Below are 16,694 nucleotides of genomic sequence, written 5' to 3'. Positions count from 1 at the left end.
ATAAAAATGAATATCTACGTTGAAGCAGGAGAACTTCACATTCTCCTCAATTGAAAATAATAAAACAATTATTAAGTAAATGTAGGAAAGACTATGACAAAATTCAGCTTAATAAAGCATTTTAGTGAATTTTAGTCTTTGATACTTTCAGGGACCTTAGCAGTACCCAATATTGCTTTTAACCTGCGCATGGGTTCCCTTTTTGACTCTCCGGGTGCATCCACATAGCCTTCTAGGTAATACAAATCCCCAGATTCTTCGTTAGCAAACAAGTAACTCACAAATGAACCCCCTCTAGAATTGTCAGAATACTTCCACAATCCTTTTATTCTTAAAGCATAATTATTGTTCAGGTTTATGGTATCAATAACGAAGTCCATTTCGTCCTGACTGGTTAGATGTAAATCGGGAAGATCCTTGTCTGTGATGTATTTTTCCCCTAGCGAATTTCTAAAAGATTTAATTTGATCAGGATCAAACACAGATTCATCATTATAAGGCATTTTCACCATCCAAATATTATACTCCTCTTTAGAATCTAATTCCCTTACCCAAATAAAGTCTTCACTTTTTTGCGCTACATCAAAACCAACCGGCACAATTAACTCAAGATTTAAAGAATCTTGAATATAATTCATAATACCTTTTTGCGCTGTTTTTTTGAAACTAGCTACTAATCTTTCCGCTTCTTTGTCATTAAAAAATTCTTTGATCCCTGATCTATTCGAATTTATATTCTTTATCAGCTCCTCTTCATTTCTTCCAAAAAGGTACAGTACTTCCTGTCCTCGAGCATAAACATCTTCCTGATTGAAAGAAAACAAATCAGGGTTTTTTTCTATTTGATTTAATGAGTTTTCCGTAAAATACTTTTTCATGTATTTTCCCTCTGGTTTTTCATTATCCAAAGTAGCGACAAACATCAAATTCTGAGAAGCCTTAAAAACACTGTTAAATTTACTCGGGTCCACAGGTTTTAAATCATATAGTTTTTCATCTTGAGGCAAGACTGTAACATTGGAAGTAAAAATTTCTCTCAATAGGTCACCCAGCTGTCCTTCCCATAAGCTGGGCGGGATAACTAAAATAACTTCTCCTGCTTCTCCTCTCGCTTTTTGTAAAGTAGATTTTGAACCATCATCTTCTTGTCCACCTTTGCCTTCATCACCACACGAAACTGTGAGAAGGGAAAATAAGAGCATGACCGATAAGATATATAATTTATTGATTTTCAACATGATTATAGAATTATGAATTTTCTTTAATTTTAAGGATCTGACCTGGTTTAATACCATTTCCCTCCAAATTATTTATTTTTTTCAACTTCTCTACCGAAAGTCCATCAAATTTTCTGGAAATATCCCATAATGTATCTCCATCTTGAACTTTATATTCCCCAGTTTTCAAAGCTTGATCAATATCAGTTGCAGAGCTTCTGCTTATAGAAGCAAGTTTTTTGTTCACATTATCGTAAAAATCATCTGCGATCCAAATACTTAGTGGTTGACCAACTCTTATGACAGTGCCTCTCAAATTATTCCATTGCTGTAAATCCGCGATCCTAACATTATAAGTTTGTGCAATTTTACCCAATACATCTCCCGACTGCACCTTATAATTCAATTTTTGTCTTCCATAAGTACTCCCCACTTCATTTCTTGCCAATCTTTCAAAATGTTCTTTTCCTTGTCCGGCAAACCTCATGATTTCGTCCAAATTTGCAACTACAAAATCTTTTTGATGAGATGGAATACGTAATTTATACAAAGTGTGATTATCAGAAATCACACCCCGCTTGAGCTCAGGGTTTAGATCATCTAAAACATCAATACAAATACCAGAATGCTCTGCAAATAATGGCAAGCTTAAAAATCCTGAAACAGAAATGGTTTCATATTTAGGCATGTATTCGAATTCCTCTATAAAGAGATTGTGCTCTTCCAAATAATTCATGCTGTACATGATAGCAATAAATTGAGGGACATAAGACCTTGTTTCTCTATATAAATACGGATAAATCTCCCAAAAATCTTTTTTATAACCACTTCTCCTAATCGCTTTTCTCACATTACCAGGCCCAGTATTATAAGCTGCTAAAGCTAATTGCCAATCATTGTAGAAATATTTATAAAGAAAAGAAAGATATCTGCAAGCCGCATCAGTAGACTTTTCCATATCCATTTTCTCATCTATATACCAATTTTCGTTTAATCCATAATCCAGTCTAGCAGTAAGCGGCATAAATTGCCAGAGCCCGACAGCACCCGCGGGAGACTTAGCTTTTGGATTTAAACCAGACTCTACAATGGCTAAATACTTTAGTTCATCTGGTAAATCGTATTTTTCCAAGTAGGTTTCGATCATTGGAAAATATTTGCTTTGTAACTTGGCTACCTTTCTAGTATATTCTCTATTAGTTACAGTGAAATAATTGATAAATGAATTGACAATTGGGTTATAGGTTAACGGAATTTCATTTTCAATCTGAGTTAGTCTTTCCTGTACAATTTCTTGCTCATATTCAGGAACATATTCATAATGATGAGATATTTTAATAAGACTATCATTTTCCTGATCTGATTCAGTATTTGAAGCAGATATAGAGTCAGGAATTACATTTTCTATATCGTATATGAATTGTTGGCCGAAAACTGGAGTTAGGAACAGCCACCATAAAAAGCCAAAAACACATATTTTTTTAACCATCACACTAATTTATAATAAGATTATGATTTCATCAAATAATCAGCAAACGCATATAATTCACTTTCTTTGAATACGTCCGTCATTATTTGCAAGCCAATGGGTAAATTTTTTGCATCCACGCCATTTGGAATAGAAATGGCAGGGACACCAGTCACATTAGCTTGAACGGTAAAAACATCCTCTAAGTACATTTCAGCAGGATTATCTCTATTTGCACCTAAAGGAAATGCCGTGGTTGGAGTAGTTGGCAAGACAATAAAGTCATATTTTGCCAGCATTTTTCTCGTTTCGTCTCTAATAATCCTTCTTACTTTTTGGGCTTTAGTGTAATACGCGTCATAGTAACTGGCCGACAGCACAAAAGTACCTAGCATAATCCTCCGTTTTACTTCCTCACCAAACCCTTGAGAACGAGAAAGTTTGTACATACTTTCCATATTGTGTGCTTCTGGCGCTCTATACCCATAGCGGACTCCATCAAAACGGGATAAATTAGAACTTGCCTCGGCAGTTGTTAAAATGTAGTAGGTGGGCAATAAGTAATCTAAATGCGGAAAAGTTACTTCAACGACTTGGTGCCCCTGACTTCTCAACCAATCCAGTTTGGCTACAGTGGCTTCCTTAATTTCCGTTTGGAGCGCTTCATTTTCTAAAGTCTCCTTTAAGTATGCAATTTTTAGCTTTTTGCTAAGCTGAAGATCTTTTGAATACGCAGGTACAGACTCATTAGAAACCGTACTATCAAATTCATCATGACCCGCAATTACTTCTAATATTTGGGCATTGTCCTCAACATTTTTAGAGAAAACACCTATACAATCAAAAGAAGAAGCAAAGGCAATTAACCCATATCTTGAAACTCTGGAATAGGTAGGCTTAATACCTACAACACCACAAAAGGCAGCAGGTTGCCTAACTGAACCTCCAGTATCTGTACCTAAAGAAGCCATGCACAAACCGGCTTGAACGGCTACGGCAGATGCTCCTGAAGAACCTCCTGGCACTTTGGAATTATCCGCTGCATTTAAGGTGGGGCCAAAAGCCGAATTCTCATTGGAAGAGCCCATTGCAAACTCATCACAGTTTTCGACTCCAATTATTATGGCATCTTCATCGATTAATCTTTGGACAGCTGTTCCAGTAAACTGCGATTCAAAACCTTCTAAAATCTTAGAGGCAGACCTCACTTGGTAGCCTTTTTGAACCAATACATCTTTTATCCCAATCACAAGTCCAAATAATTTCCCTAAAGGCTTACCAGCAATAAGCTTCTTTTGCAGATTTTCAGCTTCTGCTAATGCTTCATTTGCATATACATCTAAAAACACATTGAGGTGCTTTTGCTCCTCAATTTGCTTTAAATAATGTTCTACCACTGATTTTAGGGAATACTTATTTTGCTTCAGACCAAGCTGAAGTTGTTTTAGACTGTGATAGGTCTCCAATTTTATTGGTCTTTAGTATTGCTACTTTCTGTGCTATCTGTTTTAGAGGTAGTGTTTTTAGTACCTCCATCTTCAATATTGTCTTTTATTTCTGTAGTAGCATCTTTAAACTCTCTGATACCTTTTCCTAGTCCTCTAGCAAGGTCTGGAATTCTTTTAGCACCAAAAAATATTAAAATCACCAACATGATTAGAAGAATTTCCCATCCTCCTAATCCTCCAAAAAATGCAAATACTGTGTTCATTGCTCAATTATTATAAATGTGAATGTAAAGTTAATTAATATTTAACTGCCTAAGCAATCACTCATCAAAAAATTGATCGCTTATTTAAGCTAAAGGCTGAGAATGGGTAAATAGTTCAAGGCTGATACTTTAATTTCAAAACTTACTTCTTAAACAACCATTGCTCAGGATTTAGCTTCTGGCTATTTTTCCAGACTTGAAACTGGATTTCCGATGTTCCATCACCATTGGTATATACTGTACCCAATGACTGTTTAGCGTCCACCTTATCCCCTTTTGTTACTTTTACATCTTTCAATTTAGCATAAACAGTGAAATATTCTCCATGCTGCACCATCACTACATTGTTCATCCCCGGAATAAATGCAACATTTCTGACTTCACCGTCAAAAACTGCTCTTATTTCCTCATTTTCATTGGTTTGAATATCAACCCCATCATTTTTTATCTGAATATTCTTATATACTGGATGCGGGTGTGTCCCGAATTTTTGTGTGATAAAACCAGAGTTAACAGGCCAAAACAGCTTATTTCGGTTGCCAGCAAATGAATCTGATAATTCCTTAGCTTCCGGGGTTAATGCAAATTTAGTAGAAGAAGTACCCTTAGAACTTTTCTCAATTTCTTTCTTTATTAGGTCTGCTATAATTTTCTCAAGATTATCAACTGCCTTCTTCCGCTCTTCTATTTCATTTTTGACCTGCTTCTCTCTTTTATTCAACTCTGCTACCAAATCACTCTGCTGCAGTTTCAATTTGTTGAGTTCCCTATTCCTGAAAATCTGTTCTTGCAACAAAGTGCTTTTCTCTAACCTAACCTCCTCAACACTTTCTTTTTGGCCAATTAATAAGTCTTTAATCATTTCAATTTGACTAGCTTGTTGCCTACGCATTTTTCCATAATATTCCATGTACTTGAGACGCATGAACATCTCGTAAAAGGAAGAGGAGGCAAAAACATAAGCCAATTTACTCAATGACTGATTGCTTTTTTGAGTTGCATAGAGCATACTAGCGTACTCAGCTTTCATTTTGTCCAGGTCAGATTCCATTGAGTTAATGATACTGCCAATCTCATTTAACTTTTGATTTAATAAATTAAGCTCGTTGGAAATCGAATTAGTGAGAGATTGTTGAGCCTCAATTTTATAGTTTAAAGCATTCAGCTGACCAATTGTAGCTTTTTTCTTAGAAGTGGTTTGGCTTAATATTTTTTCTGCCTGGCTAATTTTTTCTAGGTTTTCTTTCTTTTCTTTTTCAAGCTCTTCCCTAGATTTTTGAGCCAAAATGGAATTACTTCCAAAAAAAAGTAAGGCAAAAATGACTATATGTAAAAAATTAATTTTCATACTTACCCGGGACACTGAAAGGGAAAGAAATTGGACTATCACTTACTTCCACTTTTGAGTGATTAATTTCAACTTGTGTCGATTCCTCTGTTCCTTTGGCTATAATTTCAACATTAGTATTGAATGGAAATGCCTGATTTGCCACTATGTTAAATTCGGAAAAAATAATTTCCATTCTACTTCCGTCTGGTATCTCCCGAACTTTCACGTTTTCTACCTTCCTATTTTTGGAAGAGGCTCGAGTTTCCAATTCAAACCTACCCCTTTGTTGAGCAATTTTCAATTCTCCCGCTCTTTTAGAAAAATTATCATTCCTTTTAAAATCAAAAACCTGGTTTCCTAAAATAATGGACTGGATCATTTCAAAATTAATATCAAAATTAAGCGCATTGCTTAAACTTTGGTAATTATATCGATAAACGTCCTTATTAACCCTATCCATAAAAACAATAGTATCTTGACTGATGAATCCTCTGGCTGCCTCAATTCCGAAAACCGGAGAAACAGAAATCCAAATAATACTGTCCTTCTTCATTCTGATACTTGCGCTTGAACTTAAGCTTCTGTCAGGAGAGCTGAATCTGATCTTTGATTTTGCTTGCAAATAATCGAAATCAAATCTCTCCAGAGCATATTCTTCCTCTATTGAGGAAGTAGGTAAAAGCTTTTTACCGCAAGAGGATAATACTAAAACTGCAGAGCATAAAAGCACACTAAATAGACGCATCATAATATTTTTTATCAGCTATTTTTTTATCAATTAAATCAGAAGCTCCACCTAAAGATTTGGCTTTCTTCCATTGTTCCAATGCTTTTTCTCTTTGACCTACTTTAAATAAAGCATCAGCGTAATGTTCGACAATAGTAGCAGAAGTTTGATTTTCTGCCGCTTTTTCCAAAACTCTTAGAGCTTCTTCGTATTCTTCATTTTGAAAAAGTACCCAACCGTAAGTATCCAAAAAGGTGGTATTTTCTGGGTTTGCTTTCACCATTCTACTTGAAAGCTCTTTCGCCCTCTCTAAATTTTTCTTTTTTAATGACAAATAGTAAGTATAGTTATTGATGGCGAAATAATTATTTGGGTTTGCTTTGATCGCTTCTTCATAGGTTGAAAAGGCTTTTTCATATTGCTTATCGGCATGATAAGCATCCGCTAACTGGGCGGCAAAACTGCTTTTCATTCTATCATTTCCGTAAACAATTGACTTCCCTTGCTCCCACATCATAATGGCATTTTTGAAATTCTTCAATGAAAAATGTGCCGAGCCACCATATAAATATAAAACGGGCTGATTTGGGAAATAAGAAATGGCTTCATCAGCATAATCAATTACTTTTTGGTAATTATTCTTTTCCATTTCTAATGACAATAGGTTTTGCCAAAGTTGTAGGTTATTGCCATTAATTTTAACTGCCCTTTCATAGAAGTATTGAGCACTGTCCATTTCCTTTAGAGCAAAGTGTAAATCACCATTAGCAGCATAGGCATTGGCATCATTGGAGTGAACCTTTAAAATATTAGATCCTAGCTGCTTAAGTTCTGAATTATTTTCATTCTCTGATAACTTTTGAATAAGAGCAACGAAATTATTCAACTTATCTTCTAATTGGATTTCCTCAGAGTTAAATGCTTTCTTAAAATACTTTAATGCCAAATCAATTTCATTGGTTTGTCTGTATAGCTTAGCCAATTCCATTTCTACTAGCGCTTGATTAGGATGTTCATTCAAATATTCCTTCAAATAATCGACTGCCTCCAATTTTTTATCATTTGAAACTAATATTTGCGCAACGGAAACTGCATAGCTCCCTACTTTAGGATACGCCTTAACAAGCCGCTTTCCTTCCGCAATCGCTTCTTTTAACTTGTTTTGTTTTAAATAGATCTTTTGTTTCTGAGTACTAACTTCCTCCAAAACTCCCAAACGCTGCTCAATCCTATCATATGTTTTTAAAGCTGAATTAGGGTTTCCATTATACAGATATAATGCCGCTAGTTCCAATAAATAATCATCTGGAGCTTCTTCATTGAGTTTATACAAGACTTCGTATGTATCTATCGCACTGGATAAATCCCCTAAGTCAGTATAAATTTCAGCTTGCAAGGCCTGATAGTAATAATTATTAGGTTCCTCATCAGTTGCTTTTGAAATATAAAAAAGTGCCTGTTCGGTATCTTCACTATCCTTTAGAATTTTGGCAATTTTAAAATTCAAGGCAGAATTCTCAGGCATTATTTGGTGCGCTTTCATAAAGCTGTCCAATGCTTTAGAAGGATTATCGATAGCCAAAAAGTGCATTCCCTCTACTATCAAAAACTCGACATTGAATCGATCAACCTTTAAAGGATCAGCGTCAGGCAAAATATCCTCCTGCTGAGGAGTTTCAGGTACTTGTGCATTCACCACAAAAGCTGAACTCATCAAAAGAACCACAAAAAACAAAATGCTAACGCTATTCCCTATCTTAATTTCCACTCTATCTCTATTCAATCACCTTATTGTAATCACCAATACTTAAATCCTTAGCCGCTCCCTGATATAATACAAAGCTTCCTAACATACTGTTTTTAAGTTGCGCTTCAGTTATATTGGAGTTCTTTTGAATAATGCTGTTACTTATTCTGCTATCATGAACTTCTGTATTATCTCCGATGGAAACGTGAGGACCCACCACAGAGTTTTTAATTGAAACATTATCACCCAAATAGACGGGAGGAATAATTACTGAATTCTCAACGTTCGCAGAGAGACTAATCAATTCTTCATCCTTAATGAACTCCAAATAGCGCTGATTGGTATAAACCGTAGCATCTTTATTGCCGCAATCCAACCACTCTGTCACAGTGCCAGGGCGTAATTTGACTCCTTTCGCCTTCATATTCTCCAATGCCACTGTGATTTGGAACTCACCACCTGCATCTTTGATATCGTTATCCAGTAAGTATTGCAACTCTTTCCTTAAGTCTTCGCCCTTCTGGAAGTAATAAATACCTATAATTGCCAAATTGGAAACCGGAGTGTCAGGCTTTTCAATGAAATCCGTAATTACATTATCATCGTTCACTTTTACAACACCAAAAGCGGAAGGATCATCAACTTTTTGCGTCCAAATGATCCCCTCTTCAGATGTATCTAATTTAAAATCAGCCTTGAATAGCGTATCAGCAAAAGCCACAACAGAATTCCCATCCAATAAATCTTTCGCACACATAATGGCGTGGGCAGTACCTAAGGCTTCTTCTTGATAATGGATGGAGCCCTTTGCTCCTACAGATTCAGCAATATTTATTAAACTTTCTTCAATCTCCTTACCAAAGGAAGATTTAATAATAAAACCAATTTTATCTACCTCACTGCCGCAAACTTTTGCAATATCTTCTACCAATCTCTGCACAATTGGTTTTCCGGCTATCGGTACTAATGGTTTTGGAATTGTTAAAGTATGAGGACGCATTCGTTTTCCCATACCTGCCATTGGAATAATAATGTTCATAATGATTTATATCTTTTAATGCCGATTGGCTTTATAGCTTAATTAAAAACTAAATTTAAGAAAAAAATGATTCTATCTTAGACTTTACCAGTACTTCCGAAACCACCGGCACTTCTTTCAGAGTCTTCAAGACTATCTACTAAACTCCAGTCAATTTGCTCATGTTTAGAAATCACCATTTGTGCAACTCTTTCCCCTGATTCAATCAAAAAGGAATCGTCTGAAAGATTTACCAGTAAAATCTTAATTTCACCTCTATAATCTGCATCTATTGTTCCTGGACTGTTCAGCACTGTGATCCCGTGCTTAAATGCCAACCCACTTCTAGGGCGTATTTGCGCTTCATGTCCTTTAGGTAGTTCCATATACAAACCTGTTGGCACAAGCACCCTTTGCATTGGCTTTAAGTCAATAGGTTCACCCAAATTGGCTCTTAAATCCAAACCAGCCGCACTGTCTGTTTGATATGCAGGTAATTCGTTCTTCGATTTATTTATAACTTTTACTTCCATAATTTATTATTGAAAACTCAAAAGTATCATTTTAATTTATTGGATAAAATACTCTTACGTTCATACAGAAACATCAAGGCAGCATAGAGTGCACTAATTCCGATACCTAAACCATAATTGAGCCCTGTATTGGCAGGTTTAAAGTAAAAAAATGCTGCAATTATTGCGCCAGCAATCAAAATATTCAAGACTATCTTTCCTACGGAATAGGGTATTTTAAAATGCTTCTGCCCACTAAAATAACAGTATGCGGTCATACTAAAGTAAGCCAAAACTGATGCGAAAGCAGCCCCGGTATATCCCAAAATAGGTATTAAAAGGATGTCTCCCACCAAAGCTACTAGTCCGCCAACTATGCTAATATAGACTCCATAGTACGTTTTATCAGTCAATTTAAACCAAATACTAAGATTTATATAAATCCCAAAAAACAATTTCCCTAGTAGCAATATTGGAACCAAAAACAAGGCATCACGAAAAGCATCTTTACTTAAAAATATTCTACCAATCAAATCTGCATTCAAACTCACTCCCACCCAAATCAGCAAGGAAAGCGAAACAAAATAATAAAGCACCTTTGCAAAAAGCTCTGGGGCTTCTTTATCTTCTGCCTGACTAAAGAAGAAAGGTTCTCCAGCATAGCGAAATGCTTGAATCGCTAATGCCATAAAAATACTAAGTTTGAAGGTAGCAGAATAAATCCCTAAGGCTTCTTCAGCATTTACTCCCTCATAAAAATTTTGCGGCAACAAATATTCAAAGATGATCTTATCCAGTTGCTCTACCGCTATACCCGCCAAACCCATTAACAATATTGGTACTGCGTAGACCATCATTTTCTTGGTTCTCGCCCAATGGAATCTTAATCTGACTAAAAATATTTCCTGATATAATATGATCAGCATGCATGCATTCGCCAACAAATTGGCTAGAAAAACATATCCTATATCAAATGGCTCTTGAGTGTCCCATTGCATGTATCCTGACTTTGCCAAAAATGGAAACAGCACCAAAAAGCATAAATTAAATAATATATTCAGCACTATACTGCTCATTCGAGTAAATGCAAATTTTCGAGCTTTATGAGCTAAACGTAGTTTTGCCAGTGGTATAGCGACTATGGCATCTACAAAAAAGATGACAGATAGATAACGGACAATGTAAGTTTCAACAGATAAGTCCAGAAATTGTATTATCTGTTCAGCAAATATAAATATTGCTCCACTAAAAAGAATAGAAGTTAATAATATAGAGGTAAAAGCCTGTTCGTAGTAATTTCCTGATTTTTCTCTGGTAGCAAAACGGAAATACGCTGTTTCCATTCCGTAGGTATAGATTATATTCAAAAAGGCAGCATAGGCGTACAACTTGGTAATAGTTCCAAATTGATCCGTCATAAAAACTGCAGTGTGAATAGGAACTAACAGATAATTCAACAATCTGCCCAAAATACTGGGCAATCCATATAAACCGGCTTCGGATGCTAATTTTTTTAATGGATTCATGCTGGGAAGGTGGTAGTAGGATGCGGGAAGAGGGAAGTTGAGTACCAGAAATAAGAAATAGGAAGAAAGAGACCAAAACGATACATCATCTTCCTAATTCCCATATTTTTCTAATTATTAATTAAAAAATTATTAAGTATTAATTACTGCTATTCACCTTTAAACTCCGCAGCTCTTTTTTCTAAGAACGCTTTTGTTCCTTCCTTGAAATCTTCGGATTTGCAACAAGCCGCGAAGCTATTGGCTTCAGTTTGATAACCATTTTCTTCTCCAGCATAATAAGCATTTACGCTATCAATCACCATCCCGATAGCTAAAGGAGCTTTGCTATTGATTTTACTTAATATAGCATTGGCCAGTGTCATTAATTCGTCATGACTTTCAGCGATGTGGTTTACTAACCCAAGGCTTTTCGCTTCTTCAGCATCGATGAAATCAGCTGTCATCATTAATTCCAAAGCTTTTCCCTTGCCGATCAACTGCGTTAATCTCTGTGTACCGCCATATCCGGGGATTATACCCAAATTTACTTCCGGCTGACCAAATTTTGCATTAGGTGTTGCAACTCGCATATGACAAGCCATAGCCAATTCACAACCACCGCCTAAAGCAAAACCATTTACCGCTGCCAAGACAGGTTTATGGCACTTTTCTATCATCTCAAAAACCTCCTGGCCGTTCTCGGAAAACTTTCTGCCATTCATTTCATTGAGTTCTGATATCTCAGAAATATCCGCCCCTGCTACAAAAGCTTTTTCTCCTGCCCCAGTTAAGATGACAGATTTCACATCCGGATTATCATAAATATCTTGGAAAGCTTCACGCAATTCTTCTATAGTGGCGATATTTAAGGCATTTAGTTTTTCGGCTCTATTGATGGTGACGGTTAACACACCATTATCATTAGCCAGTTGTAGGTTTTCAAAATCAGCCATAAATGAATTCTAGTTTCTTTTAGAATGCAAATATAGCGCATGCGAATGCAACCACAAAGAGCTAATTGTTATAATGACTGTAATCTTACCACTAAGTTTTGGATATTAGGGGCTTAATCGAGTAAAATGAGTGGTTCAACGTAAATACTATATACTTGACAACCAATATGTAGGGAGTAGTCGTATATTAAGTGTATTATGTAATAAATCATCAGTGATTTACTTATTGATATTGAATAGATTAGATCTATTGAAGTATATTTGCATTATAATCTATATGAAAATGAAGAACATTTTATTTATTACCCTACTTTCTACTGTACTATTAACTAAAGCTTATAGCCAGAAAACTAGTAATGATAATTACGAGGGTATTTGGACGAATAATAGTTCTTGGCAAGGTGGTACAGCTCCTAACACTACTGGATTAGGGCCTGAAAACATTACTATACAAGGATATATAAATAGAGGTGAATATCCAGCACCAACTCCGGGTACGTCAACTGCATTGCAGTTTGCTACAAATAATGAGGGAAGGGATTTTACCGTAAATGATACATTGGTAGTATATGGAGATGTTGTATTTGAAAACAAAGCAATGCAATTAGTCATTGGCACAGGAGGAGTCTTTATAGTATTTGGCAATTTAGTTTTAGATAATAAAATATCTATTAATACCGAAGGAACATTAATAGTTAAAGGTACGGTCAGCAGAGATCAAGGCAATACAAATCAAGCTGATTATTCAGGGAATGGTAATGTATATGCTACAGAATACACTGGTACTTCAGATGACATTATAAACGGTGGAGACCCAAATAGTGCAAGAACTATTGATCAGCTATCAGATGATGGTTTTTCTGATTTAGAAAATTTTGTAAATGGAGATGGTCAAACTTCACTTCCGATCGAACTAAAATCCTTTACTACTACCAAATCAAATAAAAATATCAATTTAAACTGGGTAACCGCTAAAGAAGAGAATTTCTCACATTTTGAGATTGAGCGTTCTTTAGACCAAAGCAATTGGGACCCAATTGGAATGGTTCAAGGTTTAGGTGAAAGTAATTCAGATGTCTATTATGATTTTACGGATAGAAATAGTCCGTTCGGTGTTGTTCATTATCGATTAAAAGCTGTAGATATTGATGGATCTTTTGAATACTCACCAGTTTCAAGCATTAAAGTGGGGTTTGAAGGTAAATTAGCGGTATCGCCTAATCCCGTGAAGGATGTTTCCAACTTAAAAATTCAGGTACCAACTGAATTTAGAGAGAAATTAGCTTATGTAGGGTTATTTGACCTAAATGGTGTTAAAATCCAAGAATTTAGAGAATATAATACCGATGGCACACTGCAAATCAATCAGAAATTGAAGTCCGGCATGTACATCTTAAAAGTAATTCATAACGGATTACAAGAAAATATTAGAGTTATTATTCAATAAGATAACTCATCATCATGCAACAATAGGGTTAGCCTCGCAGCAATGCGGGGCTTTTTTTTGTTCATAGCATAATTATAACCAGGTACAATACACCCCTATGATCACCTCAAGGGGATACTTCGCACAGATTTACGGTTCTTTTTTAATTTGGGGAGGAAGTTGCTTAATTGAAATAAATTGACCAATATTCAACGATAGGAGCGCCTAGTAGAAATGTGAGGCTTTTTTTGACCCCTAACCCGCCTGAAGTCGATACCTTTGTCACAGAAAGTTATGTTTTTGTTATTAGATATAAGATTGTTTCTCCTTAAATCTATGCCCTCAGTTGATTTGACAGAAACGATGCTAACTTATATTAAATACTCTCTTAATTACGAGCAAAATATCCACTTGAAGGGATTATAGAAGTATATTTTAAGACTATGGAACTAGGTCTCCTAATTAAAATCGAACTCATCCGTGGAAGCCTCAGGAACTGCTTTCTCGTCTTTAATCTCCACTTCTACTGTACCTTTTTTGAACTGTGCTTCTTCTTGTTCCCTTATTCTTCTGGCAATTTCCTTATCGTATTCCGTTACTTTAAATTCAGTCCTTCGGTTGGTTTCATGTTCTTCTTCCGTTTCAGCATCTTCAATGATCAACTGGCTTTCCCCGTACCCTTTAGCCTTAATTCTTGAAGGGTCAATGCCTTGAGAAATAATATAAGCAACAGCTGATTCTGCTCTTCTTCTAGAAAGATCTTGATTATATGCCGCCTCTCCCCTGGCATCCGTATGTGAACTTAGTTCAATTTTTATCGGTGGATTATCATTTAAAATAGTAACTAATTTATCAAGCTCGACTGCCGCATCTGCTCGAATATTAGCGGAATCGAAATCGTAGTAAATATTCTCAAGCTCAAAAGCTTTATCCAAAATAATCTCTTCGAGCAGAATTTCTGTTTGGAATACTTTATTAGTAATTAATGAAGTCAATTGGCTTTTATCCAATGTTTTTCCTATTGTAGAAAACGTCTTTCTGGTGGTAAAAAAATTATCTCGCTCTGCAATAATGAAATACTCCTCCTCTTCAGATACTCTGAAATTAAATTTCCCATCTTGCCCAGTTAAAATTTCTCCAAGCAAAACGCTGTCTTGAGAGAAAATTCTTACGTTTACACCAGGCAGAATTACCTCCACTTCATTTGAATTATTGGTAGTAGTTACGCCTTCAAGAAAATAGTTGATAATTTTAAGATTTGGATCTTCATTCTTAAATGTATAAATATCATCTCTTCCTTTTCCTCCAGGCCTGTCACTTGAAAAGAAGCCTCTATCAGGTGAATACATAAATACAGCAAAATCATCTTTATTGGAATTCATAGGTTTCCCTAAGTGGGAGATTGTAACCTTCCCTCCTTTTCGGTCAGCCACAAAAATATCAAGTTTACCTAATCCGGGATGCCCGTTGGAGGAAAAATATAACTTTCCATCCTGTGAGGTGGAAGGAAACATTTCGTCTTCTGGTGTATTAATTTTCTCACCCAGATTTCTAACATTCCCCCATTGACCTCTGCTATTAACCGTTGCAGAGTAAAGATCAACCCCTCCAAATCCACCTTCTCTTGTGGAGGAAAAATATAGTGTTCTTCCATCTTCACTAAAGGCAGGAGTAGAATTCCATGCTTCAGGATCGTTTATCCTCATTAATTCAGGTTCGGACCATTTACTATTTCTATATCTTGTAATATATAGATTAACATCATTAAGCCCTTTCCGCTTCCCTGTATTACCTCTTGCAAAAACCATAGTTCGACCCCGTGGATCAATGGCCACAGAACCTTCATTTGCATCTGGCCAATTAATAATTGGGGGTAGTTTTTGTATGCTACTTGTGTCCACATTTGCACCCCGTGATTTCACCTTGTAGATATCAGAGTAATTGTCTCCGGTGGCCTTGTATATCTTGCCATCGTCATCTCTAGTTGAAGTAAAATACAATTCGTCATCATGAAAAAATGGAGCATATTCTGCTGCTGGTGTATTTATTTCCTCTAGATTTTTAACCGTATAGAATGTTTGATCCTCGAGGATTTCGTCAATATTGGAAAGGTTTTTCAACTGGAATTCGGCCAATCTCTTAATTTCAGGATTATTTGCGTTGGGCAAATAATTCTCTAAGACTTCTTTAGCCTGGGTATAAGAGGAATTCGACTTTAATGCGAGTGCGTAATTATAAAAAACTTCATCTTCTCTATAACCTGAATCGATGGCGGCCTCATAAAAAGGTGCAGATATCTCCAATCGATTGGATAGTCTGTATGATTCAGCTGTTTTAAATAATGCTTGAGCAGCATTATCATTTTTCTTTACCGCCTGTTTATATAAATTGATAGCAGAATTAAATTCACCTTTTTCAAACTTTTTCTCTGCCTTTTTATAAACAGAACATGCGTTTATGAATAAAAAACTAATAAAAACTAAAATTTGTGCAGTATTCCTCAAAAGTCGATCCTCCTGTTTTAAAGTAAACGAAAAAGTTGCAATAATTATACTTTTGCTCTCAAAAATCTAGCCATCCAGCTATCACTCACAGGAATTAACCAATGAGAATCAAAATCTCCTTTGCTAGTCACCATATTGTTAAAAGTCAATAAATCGGGCGTAATTTCTTCTGACTCCACTTTTGATTTAATGCCCGCTAAGTTTTCTAAGAAGATTTCATCATTTCTTTTAAAAGCTACCTTCCCTTTGTCAAGCAGGTTGACTTTTAATTCATTCTCTATAGCCTTAATGAAATGTACTGATTTATCAATTGAGCAACCTGTTGCAGGTGCTTGAGTTTCATCTACGGCCAATATTATAAATCGATTAAATTTAACTTCAATCGAAGCTTTTAGTGCTTGATTATGAGCTGTCCAAGATTCCACAAATGCTTTACCATTATCAAGAATAAATTGCTTCTCAGTCTCATTGAGTACCCTATCCGATTGGTAAACCCACAGTCTTGAACTCTTATCTAACTCATTAAAATTGGTGTACATATCTGATTTGTAATTATTTGTTTTGCTAATGCTA

General features: G+C 35.7%; 14 protein-coding genes. 1 reads left to right on the top strand and 13 read right to left on the bottom strand.

Translation table 11 applies throughout. The annotated features are described in order from the left end of the window. Window positions 1–131: 131 nt before the first annotated feature. The 11 genes from Q3Y49_RS09695 to Q3Y49_RS09645 form a co-directional block, all read right to left on the bottom strand. On the bottom strand, window positions 132–1,238 hold the full coding sequence (locus tag Q3Y49_RS09695; RefSeq protein WP_303267952.1) for a DUF4837 family protein: 1,107 nt from the start codon (window positions 1,236–1,238) through the stop codon (window positions 132–134). 10 nt (window positions 1,239–1,248) lie between these two features. Continuing rightward, complete coding sequence (locus Q3Y49_RS09690) at window positions 1,249–2,706, bottom strand: lytic transglycosylase domain-containing protein (RefSeq protein ID WP_303267951.1); 1,458 nt, start codon at window positions 2,704–2,706, stop codon at window positions 1,249–1,251. A 20-nt stretch (window positions 2,707–2,726) separates the two neighbouring features. Beyond that, window positions 2,727–4,151 carry an Asp-tRNA(Asn)/Glu-tRNA(Gln) amidotransferase subunit GatA gene (gatA, locus tag Q3Y49_RS09685; protein ID WP_303267950.1) on the bottom strand — a complete coding sequence of 475 codons (1,425 nt, stop codon included), beginning with the start codon at window positions 4,149–4,151 and terminating at the stop codon, window positions 2,727–2,729. A gap of 2 nt (window positions 4,152–4,153) precedes the next feature. After that, complete coding sequence (locus Q3Y49_RS09680; protein WP_303267949.1) at window positions 4,154–4,396, bottom strand: Sec-independent protein translocase subunit TatA/TatB; 243 nt, start codon at window positions 4,394–4,396, stop codon at window positions 4,154–4,156. Between the two features lie 142 nt (window positions 4,397–4,538). After that, a complete protein-coding gene (locus tag Q3Y49_RS09675) occupies window positions 4,539–5,744 on the bottom strand; it encodes a murein hydrolase activator EnvC family protein (protein ID WP_303267948.1) in 1,206 nt (401 codons plus the stop codon). After that, window positions 5,734–6,474, bottom strand: a complete 741-nt coding sequence (gene lolB1, locus Q3Y49_RS09670) for a lipoprotein insertase outer membrane protein LolB1 (RefSeq protein ID WP_303267947.1) — start codon at window positions 6,472–6,474, stop codon at window positions 5,734–5,736. The genes Q3Y49_RS09675 and lolB1 overlap by 11 nt, the downstream gene beginning before the upstream one ends. Then, complete coding sequence (locus tag Q3Y49_RS09665) at window positions 6,458–8,221, bottom strand: tetratricopeptide repeat protein (RefSeq protein ID WP_303267946.1); 1,764 nt, start codon at window positions 8,219–8,221, stop codon at window positions 6,458–6,460. The genes lolB1 and Q3Y49_RS09665 overlap by 17 nt, the downstream gene beginning before the upstream one ends. Window positions 8,222–8,228: 7 nt before the next feature. After that, the gene (locus Q3Y49_RS09660) at window positions 8,229–9,239 is read right to left on the bottom strand and encodes a sugar phosphate nucleotidyltransferase (RefSeq protein WP_303267945.1); all 1,011 of its coding nucleotides are present in this window, start codon (window positions 9,237–9,239) and stop codon (window positions 8,229–8,231) included. 77 nt (window positions 9,240–9,316) lie between these two features. After that, a complete protein-coding gene (gene dut / locus Q3Y49_RS09655; RefSeq protein ID WP_303267944.1) occupies window positions 9,317–9,751 on the bottom strand; it encodes a dUTP diphosphatase in 435 nt (144 codons plus the stop codon). Window positions 9,752–9,777: 26 nt separating this feature from the next. Then, window positions 9,778–11,256, bottom strand: coding sequence for a lipopolysaccharide biosynthesis protein (locus Q3Y49_RS09650; protein WP_303267943.1), 1,479 nt, complete (start codon window positions 11,254–11,256; stop codon window positions 9,778–9,780). A gap of 149 nt (window positions 11,257–11,405) precedes the next feature. After that, window positions 11,406–12,191 (bottom strand): enoyl-CoA hydratase/isomerase family protein, encoded by a 786-nt coding sequence (locus Q3Y49_RS09645; RefSeq protein WP_303267942.1) that lies wholly within the window; start codon window positions 12,189–12,191, stop codon window positions 11,406–11,408. A gap of 283 nt (window positions 12,192–12,474) precedes the next feature. Here Q3Y49_RS09645 and Q3Y49_RS09640 point away from each other — a divergent pair, with 283 nt between their 5' ends. Further along, window positions 12,475–13,638 (top strand): T9SS type A sorting domain-containing protein, encoded by a 1,164-nt coding sequence (locus Q3Y49_RS09640; RefSeq protein WP_303267941.1) that lies wholly within the window; start codon window positions 12,475–12,477, stop codon window positions 13,636–13,638. A 437-nt stretch (window positions 13,639–14,075) separates the two neighbouring features. On the opposite strand, the gene Q3Y49_RS09635 is transcribed toward Q3Y49_RS09640, so the two are convergent. Both Q3Y49_RS09635 and Q3Y49_RS09630 read right to left on the bottom strand, forming a co-directional pair. Then, window positions 14,076–16,121: a CHU_0125 family OmpA-like outer membrane integrity protein gene (locus Q3Y49_RS09635; protein WP_303267940.1), complete on the bottom strand. Its 2,046-nt coding sequence runs from the start codon at window positions 16,119–16,121 to the stop codon at window positions 14,076–14,078. 44 nt (window positions 16,122–16,165) lie between these two features. Then, complete coding sequence (locus Q3Y49_RS09630) at window positions 16,166–16,660, bottom strand: hypothetical protein (RefSeq protein WP_303267939.1); 495 nt, start codon at window positions 16,658–16,660, stop codon at window positions 16,166–16,168. Window positions 16,661–16,694: the final 34 nt, after the last annotated feature.

It is taken from the genome of Marivirga harenae (assembly GCF_030534335.1).
Taxonomy (GTDB): Bacteria; Bacteroidota; Bacteroidia; order Cytophagales; family Cyclobacteriaceae; genus Marivirga; species Marivirga harenae.
The sequence above is the reverse complement of the archived record's forward strand: the minus strand, read 5'-3'. Positions and strand labels throughout refer to the sequence as shown.

Bases quoted from the DNA above. Each gene is read 5' to 3' on its own strand.
- Q3Y49_RS09695 (WP_303267952.1), bottom strand. From the start codon at position 1,238: ATGTTGAAAATCAATAAATTATATATCTTATCGGTCATGCTCTTATTT.
- Q3Y49_RS09690 (WP_303267951.1), bottom strand. From the start codon at position 2,706: ATGGTTAAAAAAATATGTGTTTTTGGCTTTTTATGGTGGCTGTTCCTA.
- Q3Y49_RS09680 (WP_303267949.1), bottom strand. From the start codon at position 4,396: ATGAACACAGTATTTGCATTTTTTGGAGGATTAGGAGGATGGGAAATT.
- Q3Y49_RS09675 (WP_303267948.1), bottom strand. From the start codon at position 5,744: ATGAAAATTAATTTTTTACATATAGTCATTTTTGCCTTACTTTTTTTT.
- lolB1 (WP_303267947.1), bottom strand. From the start codon at position 6,474: ATGATGCGTCTATTTAGTGTGCTTTTATGCTCTGCAGTTTTAGTATTA.
- Q3Y49_RS09660 (WP_303267945.1), bottom strand. From the start codon at position 9,239: ATGAACATTATTATTCCAATGGCAGGTATGGGAAAACGAATGCGTCCT.
- dut (WP_303267944.1), bottom strand. From the start codon at position 9,751: ATGGAAGTAAAAGTTATAAATAAATCGAAGAACGAATTACCTGCATAT.
- Q3Y49_RS09650 (WP_303267943.1), bottom strand. From the start codon at position 11,256: ATGAATCCATTAAAAAAATTAGCATCCGAAGCCGGTTTATATGGATTG.
- Q3Y49_RS09645 (WP_303267942.1), bottom strand. From the start codon at position 12,191: ATGGCTGATTTTGAAAACCTACAACTGGCTAATGATAATGGTGTGTTA.
- Q3Y49_RS09640 (WP_303267941.1), top strand. From the start codon at position 12,475: ATGAAGAACATTTTATTTATTACCCTACTTTCTACTGTACTATTAACT.
- Q3Y49_RS09630 (WP_303267939.1), bottom strand. From the start codon at position 16,660: ATGTACACCAATTTTAATGAGTTAGATAAGAGTTCAAGACTGTGGGTT.